The organism is Kitasatospora sp. NPDC127121 (genome assembly GCF_042677305.1).
Lineage (GTDB): Bacteria > Actinomycetota > Actinomycetes > Streptomycetales > Streptomycetaceae > Kitasatospora.
On sequence record NZ_JBHXTQ010000072.1, the window covers coordinates 1 to 18,273 of the forward strand.

The window sequence follows — 18,273 nt, forward strand, 5'->3', positions numbered from 1 at the left end:
GCGGACCGGGCCGCCCCACCGGTGCGGCGCGGGGACCTCGTCACTTCCTCGACGTGGTCCCGGCGCCGTGCCGCGCCTCGGTTCAGCGGCGGGCGGTGCGGGTGCGCCAGGGCAGTTCGACGGTGATGCTGCTCGGGCCGCCCTCCGGGCTCTGCACCAGGAGCACCCCGTCCACCGCGCGGATCCGCTCGGTCAGCCCGGCCAGGCCGCTGCCCGGGTAGGGGGCGGCGCCGCCCTTGCCGTCGTCCTGGACCAGCACCATCAGCTGGTTGTCGGAGCGCCAGACGTCGACCGAGGCGGTGCGGGCGCCGGCGTGCTTGGAGACGTTGGTCAGCAGCTCGCTGACGGTGAAGTACGCGATGCCCTCGACCGCCGAGTCCGGGCGCTCGGCCTGGCCGTCCGGCCCCTTCAGGTCGACGTTCACCTTGACCCCGCCGGGGACGGTGCAGCGGGCGGCGACCGAGGACAGGGCCGCGTCCAGGCCGCGGTCGGTGAGCACCGCCGGGTGGATGCCCCGGGCCAGGTCGCGCAGCTCCTGGAGGGCCAGCTTCACCTCGCCGTGCGCGTTGTCGACCATCTTCGTGGCGGCCACCACGTCGTCCTCGGTCTCGACCTCGCGCAGCCGCTCCTTGGCCATGCCCAGGTCCATGGCCAGCGCGACCAGGCGGGCCTGGGCGCCGTCGTGCAGGTCGCGCTCGATCCGGCGCAGGTCGGCGGCGGCGGTGTCGACCACCGTGCCGCGGTCGTCCTCCAGCTCGCGCACCCGCTCGGCCAGGGCGCCCGGGAAGAGCAGCGACTCGACCAGGATCCGGTCGACCGCCGCCAGCGCCCGGATCACCCAGGGCAGCACCGGCCACATCACGGTGACCGCGACCAGGGCCACCGTGAAGCTCAGGATGCCCCAGGGCAGCATCAGCACGTTGTAGAGCGCCGAGCGCCAGTTCAGCAGGTCGGTCAGGTGGGCGATGGTGAAGCCCACCACCCCCGGCCGGCGCTGCTGCACCGGCTCCGGCTCGTGGATCGCGGAGTCGTACGCCGCGCGGGCCCGCCAGCGGCCCAGCCCGCCCAGGGCGCGGGAGACGGCCAGCCCGCCGGCCAGCAGCGGCAGGCCGACCACGGTGATCGACATCCCCAGGCCGGCCGTGAGCGTGATGGCGGTGAGCGTGAAGCCGGCGACGCCGAGCGGCAGGTTGAGCAGCAGCTGGCCGACCTGCCGCCACATCTGCGCGCCGTACAGCGGCGAGCGGACCATCTGAGCGTCCTGCTCCTTGATGGCATCCACGGTGCGGCGGTGCAGCGGCTTCATCTGGATCTACCGTCCCTCTTGGTCGAGCTGGTGGAGCAAGCTTCCCGAACCCGGGGCGGGAGATGCCATGGGGGTGATACATCTTCCGGGACGGGGGTTATCCCTACCCCCGTCCTGGTCGTCGGGCCACTGCCCGGTGCTCGCGGGAGTGTCCACCGGACGTCTTGCGGAGCGGGCAGGGTTCGGGCGGAGCGGAGCCGTCCCCTTAGACTCACGCATTGGCCATGGTTATGACCGTGCGAGGAAACGTCGTAGAACTGCCTTGAGGGGCTGTTCACGGCCGAGGTGGAGGGCGAAGGCATGGAGGGGCAGCATGCGGCTGCCGTCGCGGCCGACCCGGCGGTCGGCGGCGGCTACTTCGACGCGTACGCCGCGATGGGCCTGCTGGCCGTCGTCGGGGTGCTCTTCGTCGCCGCGGCGTTCACGGCCAACCGCCTGCTGCGGCCGGTGGTGTACTCGCCCGAGAAACTCCTCGCCTACGAGTGCGGGGTGGACCCGGTGGGCGAGGACTGGGCGCACACCCAGATCCGCTACTACGTGTACGCCTTCCTGTACGTGATCTTCGCGGTCGACGCGATCTACCTGTTCCCGTGGGCGACGGTCTTCGCCACCGCCGGGTACGGCGCCGGAACGCTGATCGAGATGTTCCTCTTCATCGGCTTCCTCACGGTCGGCCTGCTCTACGCCTGGAAGAAGGGCGTTCTGGAATGGACGTGACGCACACCCACTCGCACGGCGCCCAGGGCGGGCCGGTCCCACTCGGCCTCCCGGACCCGTCGCGCCCCGGCGCCGTCGAGCGCCGTGGCATCGGCCCGCTGGCCCGGCTCGCGCCCGACCCGGTCAAGGTCGTGCTCAACTGGGGCCGCCGCTACAGCCTCTGGTGCTTCAACTTCGGCCTGGCCTGCTGCGCGATCGAGTTCATCGCCGCGTCCATGGCCAAACACGACTTCATCCGGATGGGTGTCATTCCGTTCGCGCCCGGACCCCGTCAGGCCGACCTGATGATCGTCTCGGGGACGGTGACCGACAAGATGGCGCCCGCCGTCAAACGCCTCTACGAGCAGATGCCCGAGCCGAAGTACGTCATCTCCTTCGGCGCCTGCTCCAACTCCGGCGGCCCGTACTGGGACTCCTACTCGGTGACCAAGGGCGTGGACCAGATCATCCCGGTCGACGTCTACGTGCCCGGCTGCCCGCCCCGGCCCGAGGCGCTGCTCCAGGGCATCCTCAAGCTCCAGGAGAAGATCGCCGCCGAGTCGCTGCCCGACCGCTACACCGCGCCCGCGGCGGCGCTGCGCCGCCCGCTGGTGACGGGGCCTTCGACCGAGGGAGGGGCCTCATGACTTCCGCCGAGCAGTACGCGGCGTCGGTCGGGGAGTGGGCGACCGGCGCCGAGGCATACGGGCTGGTCACCGTCGACGTCCCCGCCGAGCACTGGATCGAGGCGCTCACCAACGCCCGCGACGCGCTCGGCCTGGGCTACTTCGACTGGCTGAGCGCCGTCGACGAACTGGCCGAGGGCTTCTCCGTGGTCGCCCACCTCGCCTCCGCCGACGCCCCGGGCGTGCTGCGCCACCTGGCGCTGCGCACCCGGGTGCCGCGGGACAAGGCCGCGCTGCCCACCGCCGTACCGGTCTACGCGGGCGCCGCCTGGCACGAGCGTGAGACCCACGAGATGTTCGGCATCGACTTCCCCGGACACCCCTACCTCGCCACCCTGCTGCTGCCGGACGGCTTCGAGGGGTACCCGCTGCGCAAGGAGTTCGTGCTCGCGGCCCGGGTCGCCAAGGCCTGGCCGGGAGCCAAGGAGCCGGGCGAGTCGGACCACGGCGACGGGCCCGCCCGCCGCAAGATGCAGCCGGCCGGGGTGCCGGACCCGAACGAGTGGGGGCCGCTGAAGGGCACCCTGCCGCCGGTCGCCGAGCGGCCCGCGCGTGGTGCGCGGGCGGCGGGCGCGGCCGGGCGGACGCCCCGGGCTGCTGGTGCTGCTGGCGCTGCTGGGGCCGGTGCTGCTGCCGGTGCCGAGGGCGCGGCGGCGGTGCGGGCGGACCGGCCTCGGCGGACCAGGACGGTGGCGGAGGGGTCGGCGAGTCAGGCGGGAGCCGAGGCTGCTGGTGCCGTTACTCCGGACGCTGCTTCGGCTGCTGGTGAGGCTGCTGGTGAGGCTGCTGCTCCGACCGCTGGTTCGGCTGCTGCTTCGGCCGCTGGCGAGGCGGTGCCCGTGGTGCGGGCGGACCGGCCGCGTCGGGTCAGGTCGGTGTCCGACGGCTCGGTCAGTCAGGCTGCGGAGCCGGCGCCCGCCGAGGCTGCCGAGGCCGCTGCGCCTGCCGAGCCGAAGGCCGAGGGCTCGGCGTCGCCGCGGACCCGGTCCTCGGACGCGCCCTGGCACAACCCGGTGCCCGCGCACGACGAGCCCGCGAAGCCCGCCGAGGCGAAGGCACCGGCCGAGCCCGCGAAGCCTGTGGAGAAGCCTGCGGAGGAGCCTGCCGAGGAGCAGTCGCCCGTCGAGCCGGCGAAGCCCGCCGCGCCCGCGGGTGAGCAGGACGAGACGTCGGCCGGACCGGCCGGCCAGGACGGAGACGGCGCGTGAACCTGCTCGACACGGTGCTGCGCTGCGTCGCCACCCTGGTCGTCTTCCTCACCCTCCCGCTGGTCATCGGCCAGACCGAGCACAAGGTCATGGCGCACATGCAGGGCCGACTCGGCCCGATGTACGCGGGCGGCTTCCACGGCTGGGCGCAGCTCGTCGCGGACGGCGTGAAGTTCGCGCAGAAGGAGGACATCGTCCCGGCCGGGGCGGACCGCCGGATCTTCCAGCTGGCGCCCGCCGTCTCGCTGCTGCCGTACCTCTTCGTGCTGCTGGCGATCCCGGTCGGCCCGAACGGCTTCGTCGGCCAGGCGATCGACGCCGGCCTGTTCTTCGTGCTGGCCGTGATGGGCGTCGGCGTGATCGGCAAGCTGATGGCCGGCTGGGCCTCGGCGAACAAGTTCTCGCTGCTCGGCGGCCTGCGCACGGCCGCGCAGCTGATGTCGTACGAGCTGCCGATGGTGCTGGCGGCGGCCTCGGTGGCGATGGCCGCCGGCACGCTCTCGCTGCCCGGGATCGTGGACGCCTGGGAGTGGTACTGGCTGCCCTGGCAGCTCATCGGCGCGTTCGTGTTCTTCACGGCCGGCCTGGCCGAGCTCCAGCGCCCGCCGTTCGACATGCCGGTCGCCGACTCGGAGATCATCTTCGGCGCGTACACCGAGTACACGGGCCTGCGCTTCGCGCTGTTCCTGCTGTCCGAGTACGCGGGCATCCTGGTGGTGTCGGCGCTGACCGCGGTGCTCTTCCTGGGCGGCTGGCACGGCCCGCTGGCGGACCAGCTCGGCTGGCTCTGGATGATCCTGAAGACCTTCGCGTTGGCCTTCGTGGTCATCTGGCTGCGGGTCACCTACCCGCGTCTGCGCGAGGACCAGCTGATGCGCTTCGCGTGGACCGTGCTGATCCCGCTCGCCCTCGTCCAGCTGGCCCTGACCGGCGTCATCAAGGTGGCGATCTCATGAGTTTTCCCGGTGCCGGCCTGGCCAAGGGCCTGGCCGTGACCCTGCGGACGATGACGAAGAAGACCGTCACCGCGCAGTACCCCGACGTGCAGCCGGTGCTGCCGCCGCGTTCGCGCGGCGTCATCGCGCTGCTGGAGGAGAACTGCACGGTGTGCATGCTCTGCGCGCGCGAGTGCCCGGACTGGTGCATCTACATCGACTCCCACAAGGAGACGCTGCCGGCCGCCGAGCCGAACGCGCGGGCCCGCACCCGCAACGTGCTGGACCGGTTCGCCATCGACTTCTCGCTCTGCATGTACTGCGGGATCTGCATCGAGGTGTGCCCCTTCGACGCGCTGTTCTGGTCGCCCGAGTTCGAGTACGCCGAGACCGACATCCTGGAGCTGACCCACGAGCGGGACAAGCTCCGCGAGTGGATGTGGACCGTCCCGGCGCCGCCGGCGCTGGACCCGGCGGCCGAGGAGCCCAAGGAGATCACCACCGCGCGCAAGACGGCGGACAAGCTGGCCGCCGCCGCAGCGGCCGCAGCGGCTGCCTCGGCGGCCTCGGATGAGGGGGAGGCCCAGTGAGCGCCGCCACCCTGCTCGTGGCGACCGGCTCGCTGGAGCCGGCCGCCCGTTCGTTCCTGTCCCCGACCGGGGTGGAGATCGTCTTCCTGCTGGTCGGCATCGCCGTGCTCGGCTCGGCCGTGGTCGCCGTCAGCACCAAACAACTGGTGCACGCCGCGCTCTGGCTGGTGGTCGCGCTGGGCGGGCTGGCGGTGGAGTTCCTGCTGCTCACCGCCGAGTTCATCGCCTGGGTGCAGGTGCTGATCTACCTCGGCTCGGTGATCGTCCTGGTGCTGTTCGGGCTGATGCTCACCAAGGCGCCGATCGGGCGCTCGCCGGACGCCGACTCCAAGAACCGCTGGGTGGCCCTGGTCGTGGCGCTCGCCTCGGCCGGGACGCTGGTGACGCTGGTCGTCGACGCCTTCCGGACCTCCTGGATCGACCTCGGCGCGGGGGGCGGCTCGGCCGCCGTCACCGGGGCGAGCCTGTTCCGCCACTGGGTGCTGCCCTTCGAGGCCCTCTCCGTGCTGCTGCTGGCGGCGCTGGTCGGCGCGATCGTGCTGTCGCGCGGCTCGACGCGGCGGGTGCCGCCGCCCCGGGCGGGCCGGCTGCGCGCCGGCCGGCCGGTGGGCTCGAACGGGACCGTCGCCGCCACCGTGCCCCGGCCGGCGCCGGAGAACCCGGCGGCCCCGAAGGCCGCAGAGGCTGCGCCGTCCGCGCCGTCCGCGCCGTCCGCGCCGTCCGCGCCGTCCGCGCCGTCCGCGCCGTCCGCGCCGTCCGCGCCGTCCGCGCCGTCCGCGTCGGAGGAGAGCTGATGCACCTCGCCTACCCCGTCGTCCTCGCCGCGCTGCTGTTCAGCATCGGCGTGTACGGCGTGCTCGCCCGGCGCAACGCCGTCCTGGTCCTGATGTCCGTCGAGCTGATGCTCAACGCCGTCAACCTCAACCTGGTCGCCTTCGACACCTGGCTGCGCGACTCGCTGCACGCCGGCCAGGCACTCACCCTGTTCACCATCACCGTCGCCGCCGCCGAGATCGGGCTGGGGCTCGCCATCGTCCTGCTGCTGTTCCGGGCCCGGGGCACCGCGGACATCGACCGGGCCACCGCGCTCGGCGATCCGGCGGAGCCGCTCGCCGAGGAGACGCCGGCCGGAGCCGAGGCGCTGAAGGGCCAGGCCGCCGCATGAACCTCGCCCTGCCCGCCCTCGTCCCCGCGCTGCCCGCACTCGGGGCCGCCGCGACCTTGGCCGTCGGCAAGAAGGCGCCCGGCCTGGCCCGGCCGCTGGCCATCGTGCCGGTCGCCGTCTCGGCCGTGCTCGCCCTGGTCGTCGCCCTCCAGCTCGGCACCGGCCAGGTGCTGGACGCCGCCACCCGGCTCACCCCCACCGGTGGCCCGGACATCGCGCTCGCCCTCCACCTGGACGGCTTCAGCTCGCTGATCTCCGTGTTGGTCGGCCTGGTCGCCACCTGCGTGCAGGTCTACTCGACCGCGTACCTCAGGAAGGACCCGCGCTACCCGTCGTACGCCGCGCTGGTCTCGCTGTTCACCGCGGCGATGTTCCTGGTGGTCTACTCGGGCGACCTGATCGTGCTGCTGGTCGGCTGGGAGGTCATGGGCATCTGCTCGTACTTCCTGATCGGCCACCACTGGGAGACCGAGGACGCCCGCTCGGCCTCGCTGAAGGCCTTCCTGGTCACCAAGCTCGGCGACGTGCCGTTCCTGTTCGGGATCTTCCTGCTCGGCGCGGACGCCGGCAGCTTCCGGATCCCCGACGTGCTGGCCGCCGCGACCGACGGGCGGCTCGGCCACCCGACGCTGATCGCCCTGCTGCTGCTCGCCGGGGTGGCCGGCAAGAGCGCGCAGTTCCCGCTGCACACCTGGCTCCCGGACGCCATGGCCGGCCCGACGCCGGTCTCCGCGCTGATCCACGCCGCCACCATGGTCGCGGCCGGCATCTACCTGGTCGCCCGGCTGCTGCCGGTGTTCCTGCTGTCGGGCGCGGCGCTGGTCGTGCTGGCCGTGATGGCCGCCGTGACGATGATCGGCTCGGCGCTCTGCGCGCTCGCCCAGGACGACCTCAAACGGGTGCTCGCCTACTCCACCGTCGGCCAGCTCGGCTACATGGCCGGGGCGCTGGCCACCGGCGACCGCGAGGCCTCCGTCTTCCACCTGGTCAGCCACGGCGCCTTCAAGGCGCTGCTGTTCCTGGCCGCCGGTGTGGTGATCCACGCCGCGCACACCAACTCGATCTCCGCGATGTCCCGGATCCCCGGGCTGCGCAAGCGCGTCCCGGACGCCTACTGGACGATGGGCATCGCGCTCGTCGCCCTGGTCGGGCTGCCGCCGTTCTCCGGTTTCTTCAGCAAGGAGGCGGTGCTGACCGCCGCCGAGCATGCCGCCAACGGCGAGGCGCTCACCAACGGGCTCGGCCCGGCCTCGGCCGTGCCGGAGGCCGCCGGGTGGATCGTGCTGATCTCCGCCGGACTCACCGCGCTGCTCACCGCCGCGTACGCGACCCGGCTCTTCCTGGTCAGCTTCCACAGCCCGCAGGCTGCCGGGGCGCAGGCTGGCGGGGCGTCGCAGGCCGCAGTGCCGCAGGCCGTGGCGTCTGCGGCCGGGCACGAGGCGGACGCGCCGTACTCGCCCGAGCTCGACGAGGCCGACCCGGCCACCGCCGAGCCGCCCGCGATGCGCTGGCCGCTCTGGGTGCTGGCGATCCCGACCATGGGCTTCGGCGTCGCCGGCCTGCGCTCGGACTGGCTGCCCGCGCTGCTGGACGGCGGCTCGCTGCGCCCCTCGGCCGTCACCGCCGTCATCGGCACCGGGCTCGCCGTGGTCGGCGTGCTCGCGGCGTACGGCGCCTGGCGCTCGGCGACCGCGCGGCTGGCCACCGGCCGCCCGGCCCCGGCCGACGCCGGCCGGGTGCCCGAGCAGGCCGGAGCTCCGATCGCCGAGGTGATCGTCGCCGACCCCGGGCGCACCCTGCTCGGCCCGCTGTTCGGCCCGGCCCGGCACGGCTTCGGCGTCGACCGGCTGTACCACGCGCTGTTCGTCCGCCCGGTGACCGCCGCCGCCCGGCTGGTCCGCTTCCTCGACCGCGAGGTCGTCGAGACCTACGTGCGTGGCAGCGGGGCCGGCGCCAACCTGCTCGGCCGGGCCGTCCGGCTCGCGCAGACCGGCAACGCGCAGACCTACCTCAGCGCGCTGCTCGCCGGCGTCGTCCTGCTGGCCGTCCTGGTGGCGGTGTAGCGGATGCCGTACCCCCTCTCCCCGGTTCTCCCGATTCCGACCGCCGCCCGTAGGAGCCCCCGATGAACGCAGTCCTCATCGCCCTCCTGGTGCTGCCGCTGCTCGGCGCCGCGCTCACCCTGGCGCCGGTGTTCGGCCGGGAGCCGGCCGCCGCCGACCGGCGGGCGCTGCGGCTGAACAGCGTCGTCACCGGCGCGGTGCTGCTGCTCACCGTCGCCTTGGCGGCCGGTTTCGACCACGATGAGCCCGCCCGGATGCAGGCCACCACCGACGTGTCCTGGATCCCGGCCCTCAACGTGCGCCTCCACCTCGGCGTGGACGGCATCTCGCTGCCGCTGATCGTGCTGACCGCACTGCTCACCTTCCTCTGCGCGCTGTACTCGGAGAAGCGGCTGCCGGGTGGGGACAGCGTGCCGTCGGCGAAGGCCTTCGTCGGGTTGTTCCTCCTCCTCGAAGTCGGCATGCTCGCCACCTTCGCGGTGCTGGACCTCCTGCTCTTCTTCCTGGCCTTCGAGATCGTGCTGATCCCGATGTACTTCCTGATCGCCCGCTGGGGGAGCGGGGCGAAGGCCCCGGCCGCCAACCGGTTCATCCTGTACACGCTGCTCGGCTCGGCCGTGATGCTGCTCGGCTTCCTGCTGATCGGCAGCAAGGCCGGCACCTTCGACATGCAGGCCCTGGCCGCCGCGCACGGCAACGGCCTGAGCCACACCACCCAGGTGATCGCCGCCCTGGCGATCATGGTCGGGCTCGCGGTCAAGGCCCCCGCCTGGCCGCTGCACAGCTGGCTCCCGGACGCGCACACCGCCGCCCCGACGGTCGGCTCGGTGCTGCTCGCCGGCGTGCTGCTGAAGATGGGCACGTACGGTCTGGTCCGCGTCCTCCTCCCGGTCGTGCCCGACGGCACCGCGACGCTCGCCCCCTACCTGGGCGCGTTCGCCGCCGTCGGCATCGTCTACGGATCACTGGCCTGTCTGGCGCTGGCCCGCCCCGGCGCCAAGGGCGACCTCAAGCGCCTGATCGCGTACTCCTCCGTCGGCCACATGGGCTTCGTGCTGCTGGGCATCGCCTCCCTCACTCCGGTGGGCGTCAACGGCGCGCTGTTCGCCAACATCGCCCACGGTCTGATCACCGGTCTGCTGTTCTTCCTCGTCGGCGCCCTCAAGGACCGCTACGGCACGGCGGACCTCGACACCCTCTCCGGTGCCACCGGCGCCGCCCTGTACGGCCGCGCCCCGCGGATCGGCGCGCTGCTCGCCTTCGCCGCCGTGGCCAGCCTCGGCCTGCCCGGCCTGGCCGGCTTCTGGGGCGAGCTGCTCGCCATGTTCGGCGCGTTCGACCCGGCCGACGGCCTGTCGCGCCCCGCGTTCGTCACCTACATGGTCCTGGCCGGTCTCGGCACCCTCCTCACCGCCGCCTACCTGCTGATCGTGGTCAAGCGCGTCTGCATGGGCGACCCCCAGCAGCCCGCCCCGGTGGACCAGGTCGCCGACCTGCGCCCGTACGAGGCCGTCAGCTGGACGCCGCTGGCCGCCCTCACCCTGCTCGCCGGCCTCTGGCCCGCGCTCCTGCTCGGCCTCTCCGACCCCGCCGTCAAGCACCTCCTCGGGGGTGGCTGACCGTGCTCGGAGCCCAGATCGCCGCACTCGGACCTCACTCCACGGGGCAGCACACTGTGACCTCCCTCGCCGTAGCCAACCCGGGCAGCCTGATCCAGTCCGTGGACTGGGTGGCGATCGCGCCCCCGCTGATCGCCGCGGTGGCCGCCCTCGCCGTCCTGCTCACCGACCTGTTCCTGCCCGAGCGGCACCGGAAGTGGCTCGGCCGCCTCGCCGCGGCCGGACTCGCCCTCGCCCTCATCGCACTCCTCCCCCTCACCGGGGGATCACCCCAGGCGACCTTCTGTGTGCAGAACGTAGCAGGGGGGTCTGACAATGCGGGCTGCTCGTACGTCGCCGACCACTTCGCCCTGGTGTTCCAGCTGCTCGCCCTCGGCGGCGCGCTGATCGCCGCCCTGCTCTCCGCGCACACCGTCGAGGAGGAGAAGCTGCCCGGCGGCGAGTACTGGTTCCTGCTGCTCTCCAGCGCCACCGGCGCCGCGCTGCTGCCCGCCTCCCGCGACCTCGCCACCATGGTGATCGCGCTGGAGGTCGCCTCGCTGCCCGCCTTCGCGCTGGTCGCGCTGCGCCGGGACGGCCGGGGCGCCGAGGCCGCGCTCAAGTTCTTCGTCTCCTCCGTCACCGCCACGGCCGTGATGCTGCTCGGCGTCGGCTTCGTCTACGCGGCCAGCGGCAGCCTGCACCTCGGCGCCGTCGCCCAGGGCCTGGAACACGCCCCCGGGCAGCTCAAGCCGCTGGCCGAGGCGGGCGCCGTGCTGACCCTGGTCGGGTTCGCCTTCAAGGTCGCCGCCGTCCCGTTCCACTTCTGGGTGCCCGACACCTACATCGGCGCCCCGCTGCCGGTGGCCGGCTACCTCTCGGTGGTCGGCAAGGCGGCCGGCCTGTCCGGCCTCGCGCTCGCCACCACCATCGCCTTCCGCCCGTACGCGCACACCTGGGGCCTGGCGCTCGCCGTGCTGGCCGCCGTCACCATGACGGTGGGCAACGTCGGCGCGCTGCGCCAGCGCTTCGACACCCGCTACAGCGCGGTGCGGCTGCTCGCCTGGTCGTCCGTCGGCCAGGCCGGCTACCTGCTGGTGCCGCTCGCCGCCGCCGGTTACGCGCCCACCGGGGTCGACCCGCTCGGCGCCACCGCCGCGTACGCGCTGATCTACGGCGTGGTGAACCTCGGCGCGTTCGGCGTGGTCGCGGCGGTCGGCCGCCGGGCCGGGACCAGCGTGGACGACTTCCGCGGCCTGTTCGCCCGGCGCCGCTGGACGGCCCTCGCGCTCGCCTTCTTCCTGCTCTGCCTGGCCGGGCTGCCCCCGGGCGTGATCGGCCTGTTCGGCAAGGTCGTGGTGTTCCGCGCGGCCGTCGACGCGGGGCTGGGCTGGCTGGCCGTCGTGATGGCCGCCAACGTGGTCGTCGCGCTGTACTACTACCTGCTCTGGACGACCCGGCTGTTCGCCCCGGCGCCGGGTGCCGAGGAAGGTGCCGCGCCGGGCGCCGCACCGGTCGGCGAGGCCGGGGCCGAAGGCCGGCTGCCGGTCACCCTGACCGCCACGCTGGGGCTCACCGCCTCGGTGGCCGTGGTCCTCTCCTTCGCTCCGCAGCTGGTCCTCCAGGTCGCCGGCGGAAGCCTGTTCTGAGCGCGCACCCGCCCGTCCGGCCGTCGCGGTCCGGCCCGGCGGGGTGCCGCGGCGGTGTCACGCCGGTCACAAGGGAACAAGGCCCGGGCCCCCACCCGTTGACCGGGCAAGAGGGACGAGGCAGAAAGGGCTTCCCCACCGCACCATTGGAGGGCCTGACGTGCACCGCCGGCACAACGGACTGAGGACCGCCGTCCTGCTCGGCGGCCTCTCGGCGCTCATCTTGGTGATCGGCGGATTCTTCGGCCGAACCGGCTTGGTGATCGCCCTGCTGGTCGCCCTCGGCACCAACGCCTACGCCTACTGGAACAGTGACAAGCTCGCGCTGCGGGCCATGCGGGCCCGGCCGGTCAGCGAGATCGAGGCGCCACGGCTCTACCGGATCGTCCGCGAGCTCTCCACCGCGGCCCGCCAGCCGATGCCGCGCCTCTACATCTCCCCGACCCCCGCGCCGAACGCCTTCGCCACCGGCCGCAACCCGCGCAACGCGGCCGTCTGCTGCACCGACGGCATCCTGCAGCTGCTGGACGAACGCGAGCTGCGGGGCGTGCTCGGGCACGAGCTGAGCCACGTCTACAACCGGGACATCCTGATCTCCTCGGTCGCCGGGGCGCTCGCCTCGGTGGTGATGTTCCTGGTGAACTTCGCCTGGCTGATCCCCTTCGGCCGCGGCGACGACGACGACGGGCCCGGCCTCTTCGGCATGCTCGCCATCATGATCCTCGGCCCGCTGGCGGCCGGGCTCATCCAGCTGGCCGTCAGCCGCTCCCGCGAGTACCAGGCCGATGCCGACGGCGCCCGGATCACCGGCGACCCGCTCGCCCTGGCCGGCGCCCTGCGCAAGCTCGACGCCGGCACCCGCAGGCTGCCCCTCCCGCCGGAGCCGCAGATCCAGACCGCCAGCCACATGATGATCGCCAGCCCGTTCCGCCCCGGCGAGGCCGGCGCCCGGCTCTTCTCCACCCACCCGCCGATGGCGGAGCGCATCGCCCGGCTGGAGCGGATGGCGGGCTACGGGCGCTGAGGCCTGCTCCGGGCGCTGAGGCCTGCTCCGCGTGGGGCCGGAGGTCAGGCCGGCAGGTCCTCGTAGGCCCGGCGGAGGCGGTGGATCCCCTCGACGGCGTGCGCGGAGCTCTCGGCGGCGGCGTAGCTGAGGCGCAGGTGCGGGGCCGGGGGTTCGGCGGCGTGGTACGGGCGGCCGGGGGTGACCTGGACGCCGGCGCGCAGGGCGGCGGCGGTGAGGGCGGCGTCGTCGACGCCGTCCGGGAGCCGCAGCCACAGGTGGTAGCCGCCGGGCCGGTAGACGCCGAGCAGGCCGGGGAGTTCGCGGTGCAGGGCGGCGACGGTGGCGGTGCGGCGGGTCCGCAGTTCCGCCCCGAGGGCGCGCAGGTGGCGGGCCCAGCCGGGGTCGGCGACCAGTTCCAGCGTCGCCTCCTGGAGCGGCCGGGGCACGAAGAAGCTGTCCACCACCTGGGTGGCCCGGAGCCGGGCCAGGGCCGGGCCGCGCGCGGTGAGCGCGCCGACCCGCAGGTTGGGCGAGGCGGCCTTGGTCAGCGACCGCAGGTGCACCACGACCCCGTCCTGGTCGTCGGCGGCGAGCGGGCGCGGCAGCGCGGGGGCGTCCGCGTGGACGAGCAGGCGGGCGAAGTCGTCCTCGACGACGAACGCGCCGGCCGCCCGGGCGATCCGCAGCACCTCGGAGCGCCGGGTGGGTGAGAGCACCGCGCCGGTCGGGTTCTGGAACAGCGGCTGGCAGACGAAGACCCGCGCCCGGGTGGCCTCGAAGGCGTCGGCCAGCAGGTCGGTGCGCACGCCGTCGGCGTCGACCGGGACGGGGACGGGCCGCAGCCCGGCCGCGCGGACGACCGCCAGGATGCCCGAGTAGGTCGGCGACTCCACCAGGACGGGCGCGCCGGGCGCGGCGAGCGAGCGCATGGCCACGGTGAGCCCGCCCTGCCCGCCGGAGGTGATCAGGACGTCCCCGGCGCCGATCGGCCCGCCGGTGCCGCCGATGTCGCGGGCGAACCAGCCGCGCAACTCGGTGAGGCCGTCGGTGGGCGGCCGGTTCCAGGCGCCCGGGCGCCGGCCGGCCCGGGCGAGGGCGGTGGCCAGCAGGCGTTCGGGCAGCAGCGAGGCGTGCGGGTAGCCGCTGTTGAGGTCGATGACGTCGGGCGGGGGCACGCGGAGGGTGGCGAACACCGGGGCGGCCAGCAGGTCGCGGGGGTCGGAGTCGGCGCTGAGCGCGACCTCCTGCCAGGAGAGGTCGCCGGGACGGGTGGCGGGCGCGGCGGTGCCGGCCGGGCGCCCGGCGAAGGCCGCCGCGCGGAACACCCCGGCGCCCGGCCGGGAGACCACCAGGCCCTCGGCCGCGAGGACCGCGATGGCCCGGGAGACCGTCACCGGGCTGACCTGATGGCGCTCCACCAGCACCCGGCTGGAGGGCAGCTTTCGCCCCTCCGGGTAGCGCTCGACCTCCCGCCGCAGCCTGTCGGCGAGTTCGGTCACACTGCTACGCTCATTCATGACGGCACAAGATAGCGCTACCCGCCCGTCGGCGGTAGCACCGCGAAGCCCCGCCTCCGGCACCGCCCTGGCCGCCCTCGGGGTGGCCTCCTTCTCCCTCAGCTTCCCCGCCACCGCGTGGGCCCTGGAGGGCTTCGGCCCGTGGACCGCGACCGGGCTGCGCGGCGCCCTGGCGGGAGTGCTGGCCGCGCTCTACCTGGTGGCCGTCGGCGCCCCGCTGCCGAAGCGGCGGCACTGGCCCGCCCTGCTGGTGGTGTCGGGCGGCTGCGTGCTGGGCTTCCCGCTGCTGACCACGCTCGCCCTGCGGACCTCCTCGACGGCCCACTCGGCGGTGGTCATCGGCGTCCTGCCGCTGGCCACCGCGGTGTGCGCGGCGCTGCGCACCGGCCGTCGGCCGTCCCGGGCGTTCTGGGCGGCGGCGGTGGCGGGGGCGGCGGCCGTCCTCGGCTTCACCCTGCTGCAGAGCCACGGTCGGCCGACCGTCGCGGACCTGCTCCTGTTCGTCGGGGTGGCGATCTGCGCGGCCGGGTACGCGGAGGGCGGGCGGCTCTCCCGGGACCTGCCGGGAGCCCAGGTGATCGCCTGGGCGGTGGTGGCCGCGCTGCCGGTGACGCTGCTGACCGCGGCCCTCGCGCTGCCCGCCGAGCCGGTCCACCTCGGGGCGAAGGCGCTGACCGGGCTGGCGTACACGGCGGCGGTGTCGCAGTTCGGCGGGTTCGTGCTCTGGTACCGGGGGATGGCGGAGATCGGGGTGCCGCGGGCCAGCCAACTGCAGCTCGCGCAGCCGCTGTTGACGCTGGTCTGGTCGGTGCTGCTGCTGGGCGAGGACCTGCCGGCGGCCGCACCCGTCACGGCGGTGGTGGTGCTGGTCTGCATCGCGGTCACCCAGCGGGCCCGGACCTGAGACGGGTCCGGGCCTGAGGCGGGTCCGGACCTGAGACGGGTCCGGGCGCGCGGACCACCGGGGCGTCAGAGCGTGGTGCCCTCCTGGGGGCGGTAGACGCAGAGCGCGCAGATGATGAAGACGTCCAGTGCGATCACCACGAGCGACCAGAGCGGGAAGTACGGCAGGACCAGGAAGCTGTCGAGGGCACTCAGCGAGGTGAAGAAGATACCGGCGTAGCGGGCCCAGGCGGCGCCCTTGAGCAGGAACGCGCCGGTCACCGCGACCAGCACGCCGACGACGATGTGGACCCAGCCCCAGCCGGTGAGGTCGAACCGGAAGACGTAGCGGGGGGTGTGGACGAAGAGGTCGTCGTTGGAGACCGCCATGATGCCCCGGAGGGCCTCCATGATGCCGTTGATCAGCATCAGCACACCGGCGAACATCACCAGGCCGGGCGCCCAGTCGCGGAACTCGTTGCCCGGCGTCGGCTGCGGTGTGCCGGGGGTGGTGCGCCAGGTCTGCCCGGGCTGTTCGGGGCCGGTGCGCGGGGGCTGCCCGGGTTGCTCGGGGCCGGTACGCGGGGGCTGCTCCGGCTGCGCGGGGTCGGGCGACGGGCTGCTCATGGACTCCTCCAGGGGCCGAACAGGCCTACGGGCGGACCGTACGGACTTCGACCGTCCGCCGGGCCGGGGCGCTAGGCAACCGGGCCGGGGCCGTTCGAGCGACGCGTCGAGGGCGGTGGAGGCGGGAAGCCCGGCGCGAACCGGTTCGCGCCGGGCCCGCGCTCGTTAGGATGAACGCGTGCCCCGCCGGCTACGGGGCGCGACATCCGGAGGGAGTGGGCCGTCATGGCAGACGAGAGGCACGCCTCGGCGGCCGCGGAAGCGCCCGTCAGACGGCGCGGCCAGGGCGAGTTGGAGGCACAGGTGCTCGCTGTGCTCCAGCAGGCGCCCGGCCCGGCCACCGCGGGGTGGGTCCAGGAGCGCCTGGAGGGCGACCTGGCGTACACCACCGTGATGACCATCCTGTCCCGGCTGCATGCCAAGAGCGCCGTCTCGCGGTCCCGTTCGGGCCGCTCCTACCTGTGGCAGGCCTCCTCCGACGCGGCCGGGCTGGCGGCCCTGCGGATGCGCCGGATGCTCGACGGAGAAGCGGACCGGGACGCCGTCCTGGCCAGCTTCGTGAGCGCGCTGCTCCCGCACGACGAGGACCTGCTGCGGGCGCTGCTGGACGCCGCGTCCGTCGATCCGGCAGCGGCCGACCGTGAGAGCTGACCCGTGGGCTTCTTCGTCTTCCTCCCGCTCATCCTGCCGCTGACCGCGGTGCCGATCGCGCGTCTCACCGAGCAGCACCTGCACCCGCGCGGTGCGGCCCGGTTGATGACCGTGATCAGCGCGGTGATGGCGGTGTGCAGTGTGCTCTGCCTCGGCCTGATCGGCGTGGTGGGCACCGCGCAGATCCCCGGCAACCCGCTGCCGGACAGCTGGTCCGACCCGGAGGTGCGGGCCGCGCTGCCGTACCACGAGACGTTCGGGACGGCCGCGATGTGGCTGCTGGTCCTGGTGGCCGCGGCCTGTGTCCGGACGGTCGGCCGGCACCTGCGGGTGCGCTCCCGGGCCCGGCGGGCGCTGACCGGGCTGCCGGCGGGGCCGGAGTCGGCCGGCGACCTCGCGGTGCTGCCGGACCGCAGCCCGTACGCGTACGCGCTGCCCGGTTCGCCGGGGCGGGTGGTGGTCTCCACCGGGATGCTGGCCGGGCTGCCCGAGGACGAGCGGGAGGCGCTGCTCGCGCACGAGCGGGCACACCTGCGCCACCGCCACCACCGGTACCTGCTGACCACCCAACTGGCCGCCTGCGTCAATCCGTTCCTGCGGCCGCTGCAGTACGCGGTGGCGTTCAGCGCGGAGCGCTGGGCGGACGAGGAGTCGGCCCAGGAGGTGGGGGACCGCCGGATCACCGCGCGGGCGGTGGCCCGGGCGGCCCTGGTGTCGCACGCGGCGCCGGCGCCCGGCTTCGCGGCCTTCGCCGCCCCGGCACCCGCGCCCGGCCCGGTGCCGCGCCGGGTCGCCGCACTGCTCGGCCCGGTGCCGACGTCCCGCAACTGGCCCCCGGCGAAGACCCGGGCGGGCCTGGCCGCGATGGTCGCCGCGGCCGGTACGGCGGCGTCGGCGCTGTGCGCGCTCAACGCCGCCGTGGCCCTGCTGGTGGTGCTGAAGGCCGTCACCCCGCTGTAGATCAGGCGGTGGCGAGCGCGTCCAGGGCGGCCTCGGCGTCGGCCAGGGACTTCGCGGCGAGCGGCTGCAGCCCAGCCAGGGCGGGGATGTCGTCGGCGCGGGTGAGTTCGGCCGGGACGATGTGCAGGTGCTCGGCCGGGACGCCGAGCCTGGCGAAGTAGGCCCGCAGGTACGGGGTCTGGAAGTCGAAGGCCTCGCGCGGGGTGCCGGGGCCGTAGCCGCCGCCGCGGGCGGCCGCGACGACGACCCGGGTGCGGCGCAGCAGGCTCTCGCCGGTGGCCGGGTCGGTGTACACGCCGGGGAAGCTGATCCGGTCGATCCAGGCCTTGAACACGGCCGGGACGGTGAGGTTGTACATCGGCACGCCGAGCAGCACGGTGTCGGCGGCGAGCAGCCGGTCGACCAGCGGGTGGGTGAGGGACCACTCGTGTTCCTCGTCCGGGCCTTCGGCGAGGGCGGCGATGTCGGAGACCGGGATGGTCCCCTTGCGTTCGACGCGGCGGCCGAGCAGGGCGTACCCGGCACCGATCGCGGCGACCGGTTCGGCGGCGAGGTCCCGGTAGACGTACCGGCCGGCGGTGCCGTGCCGGGCGCGCCAGGCGGCGGCGAACCGGGCGGTCAGCGCGCGGCTGACCGAGTCGCCGAGGCTGATGCTGGAGTCCAGGTGCAGCAGGGTGGTGGTGGTCACAGCGTTCTCCCGTCACTTCGGTGCTGGGTGGATCGTCATCGGTGTG

Annotated in this window: 18 protein-coding genes; 14 read left to right on the forward strand and 4 right to left on the reverse strand. The window is 74.2% G+C overall.

What is annotated here, in order from left to right; translation table 11 throughout:
• Window positions 1–82: 82 nt before the first annotated feature.
• On the reverse strand, window positions 83–1,252 hold the full coding sequence (locus tag ACFVHI_RS28395; protein ID WP_063351316.1) for a sensor histidine kinase: 1,170 nt from the start codon (window positions 1,250–1,252) through the stop codon (window positions 83–85).
• Between the two features lie 354 nt (window positions 1,253–1,606).
• Between ACFVHI_RS28395 and ACFVHI_RS28400 the strand changes: the two genes are divergently transcribed.
• The 11 genes from ACFVHI_RS28400 (at window position 1,607) to htpX (ending at window position 12,920) form a co-directional block, all read left to right on the forward strand.
• Window positions 1,607–2,023 (forward strand): NADH-quinone oxidoreductase subunit A, encoded by a 417-nt coding sequence (locus ACFVHI_RS28400; RefSeq protein WP_380344079.1) that lies wholly within the window; start codon window positions 1,607–1,609, stop codon window positions 2,021–2,023.
• Window positions 2,014–2,649, forward strand: coding sequence for an NADH-quinone oxidoreductase subunit B (locus ACFVHI_RS28405; RefSeq protein WP_380344081.1), 636 nt, complete (start codon window positions 2,014–2,016; stop codon window positions 2,647–2,649). Before ACFVHI_RS28400 ends, ACFVHI_RS28405 begins: the two co-directional genes overlap by 10 nt.
• Window positions 2,646–3,896 carry an NADH-quinone oxidoreductase subunit C gene (locus ACFVHI_RS28410; RefSeq protein ID WP_380344084.1) on the forward strand — a complete coding sequence of 417 codons (1,251 nt, stop codon included), beginning with the start codon at window positions 2,646–2,648 and terminating at the stop codon, window positions 3,894–3,896. The genes ACFVHI_RS28405 and ACFVHI_RS28410 overlap by 4 nt, the downstream gene beginning before the upstream one ends.
• Entirely contained in the window at window positions 3,893–4,852 is a 960-nt protein-coding gene (gene nuoH, locus ACFVHI_RS28415; RefSeq protein ID WP_380344087.1) for an NADH-quinone oxidoreductase subunit NuoH, read from the forward strand. Before ACFVHI_RS28410 ends, nuoH begins: the two co-directional genes overlap by 4 nt.
• Window positions 4,849–5,421 carry a NuoI/complex I 23 kDa subunit family protein gene (locus ACFVHI_RS28420; RefSeq protein WP_380344090.1) on the forward strand — a complete coding sequence of 191 codons (573 nt, stop codon included), beginning with the start codon at window positions 4,849–4,851 and terminating at the stop codon, window positions 5,419–5,421. The genes nuoH and ACFVHI_RS28420 overlap by 4 nt, the downstream gene beginning before the upstream one ends.
• Window positions 5,418–6,215: an NADH-quinone oxidoreductase subunit J gene (locus tag ACFVHI_RS28425; protein WP_380344092.1), complete on the forward strand. Its 798-nt coding sequence runs from the start codon at window positions 5,418–5,420 to the stop codon at window positions 6,213–6,215. Before ACFVHI_RS28420 ends, ACFVHI_RS28425 begins: the two co-directional genes overlap by 4 nt.
• Complete coding sequence (gene nuoK, locus ACFVHI_RS28430; protein ID WP_063348902.1) at window positions 6,215–6,586, forward strand: NADH-quinone oxidoreductase subunit NuoK; 372 nt, start codon at window positions 6,215–6,217, stop codon at window positions 6,584–6,586. Before ACFVHI_RS28425 ends, nuoK begins: the two co-directional genes overlap by 1 nt.
• Entirely contained in the window at window positions 6,583–8,649 is a 2,067-nt protein-coding gene (locus ACFVHI_RS28435; RefSeq protein ID WP_063348903.1) for an NADH-quinone oxidoreductase subunit L, read from the forward strand. The genes nuoK and ACFVHI_RS28435 overlap by 4 nt, the downstream gene beginning before the upstream one ends.
• 62 nt (window positions 8,650–8,711) lie before the next feature.
• Window positions 8,712–10,268 (forward strand): NuoM family protein, encoded by a 1,557-nt coding sequence (locus ACFVHI_RS28440; protein WP_063348904.1) that lies wholly within the window; start codon window positions 8,712–8,714, stop codon window positions 10,266–10,268.
• A 56-nt stretch (window positions 10,269–10,324) separates the two neighbouring features.
• Complete coding sequence (locus ACFVHI_RS28445) at window positions 10,325–11,896, forward strand: NADH-quinone oxidoreductase subunit N (protein ID WP_380344096.1); 1,572 nt, start codon at window positions 10,325–10,327, stop codon at window positions 11,894–11,896.
• A gap of 160 nt (window positions 11,897–12,056) precedes the next feature.
• A complete protein-coding gene (htpX, locus tag ACFVHI_RS28450) occupies window positions 12,057–12,920 on the forward strand; it encodes a zinc metalloprotease HtpX (RefSeq protein WP_063348905.1) in 864 nt (287 codons plus the stop codon).
• Between the two features lie 44 nt (window positions 12,921–12,964).
• On the opposite strand, the gene ACFVHI_RS28455 is transcribed toward htpX, so the two are convergent.
• Complete coding sequence (locus tag ACFVHI_RS28455) at window positions 12,965–14,419, reverse strand: PLP-dependent aminotransferase family protein (RefSeq protein WP_380344099.1); 1,455 nt, start codon at window positions 14,417–14,419, stop codon at window positions 12,965–12,967.
• On the opposite strand from ACFVHI_RS28455, the gene ACFVHI_RS28460 reads away from it, so the two are divergent.
• Window positions 14,418–15,323, forward strand: a complete 906-nt coding sequence (locus ACFVHI_RS28460; protein WP_363374971.1) for a DMT family transporter — start codon at window positions 14,418–14,420, stop codon at window positions 15,321–15,323. The two genes, ACFVHI_RS28455 and ACFVHI_RS28460, sit on opposite strands and share 2 nt — an antisense overlap.
• A gap of 65 nt (window positions 15,324–15,388) precedes the next feature.
• Here the strand turns inward: ACFVHI_RS28460 and ACFVHI_RS28465 are convergent, their stop codons facing one another.
• Window positions 15,389–15,928 carry a hypothetical protein gene (locus ACFVHI_RS28465; protein ID WP_380344102.1) on the reverse strand — a complete coding sequence of 180 codons (540 nt, stop codon included), beginning with the start codon at window positions 15,926–15,928 and terminating at the stop codon, window positions 15,389–15,391.
• Window positions 15,929–16,153: 225 nt separating this feature from the next.
• Between ACFVHI_RS28465 and ACFVHI_RS28470 the strand changes: the two genes are divergently transcribed.
• On the forward strand, window positions 16,154–16,579 hold the full coding sequence (locus ACFVHI_RS28470; protein ID WP_063348908.1) for a BlaI/MecI/CopY family transcriptional regulator: 426 nt from the start codon (window positions 16,154–16,156) through the stop codon (window positions 16,577–16,579).
• A gap of 3 nt (window positions 16,580–16,582) precedes the next feature.
• On the forward strand, window positions 16,583–17,539 hold the full coding sequence (locus ACFVHI_RS28475; RefSeq protein ID WP_063348909.1) for a M48 family metalloprotease: 957 nt from the start codon (window positions 16,583–16,585) through the stop codon (window positions 17,537–17,539).
• 1 nt (window position 17,540) lies between these two features.
• On the opposite strand, the gene ACFVHI_RS28480 is transcribed toward ACFVHI_RS28475, so the two are convergent.
• Window positions 17,541–18,227, reverse strand: coding sequence for an NAD(P)H-dependent oxidoreductase (locus ACFVHI_RS28480; RefSeq protein WP_363374978.1), 687 nt, complete (start codon window positions 18,225–18,227; stop codon window positions 17,541–17,543).
• Between the last annotated feature and the right edge of the window lie 46 nt (window positions 18,228–18,273).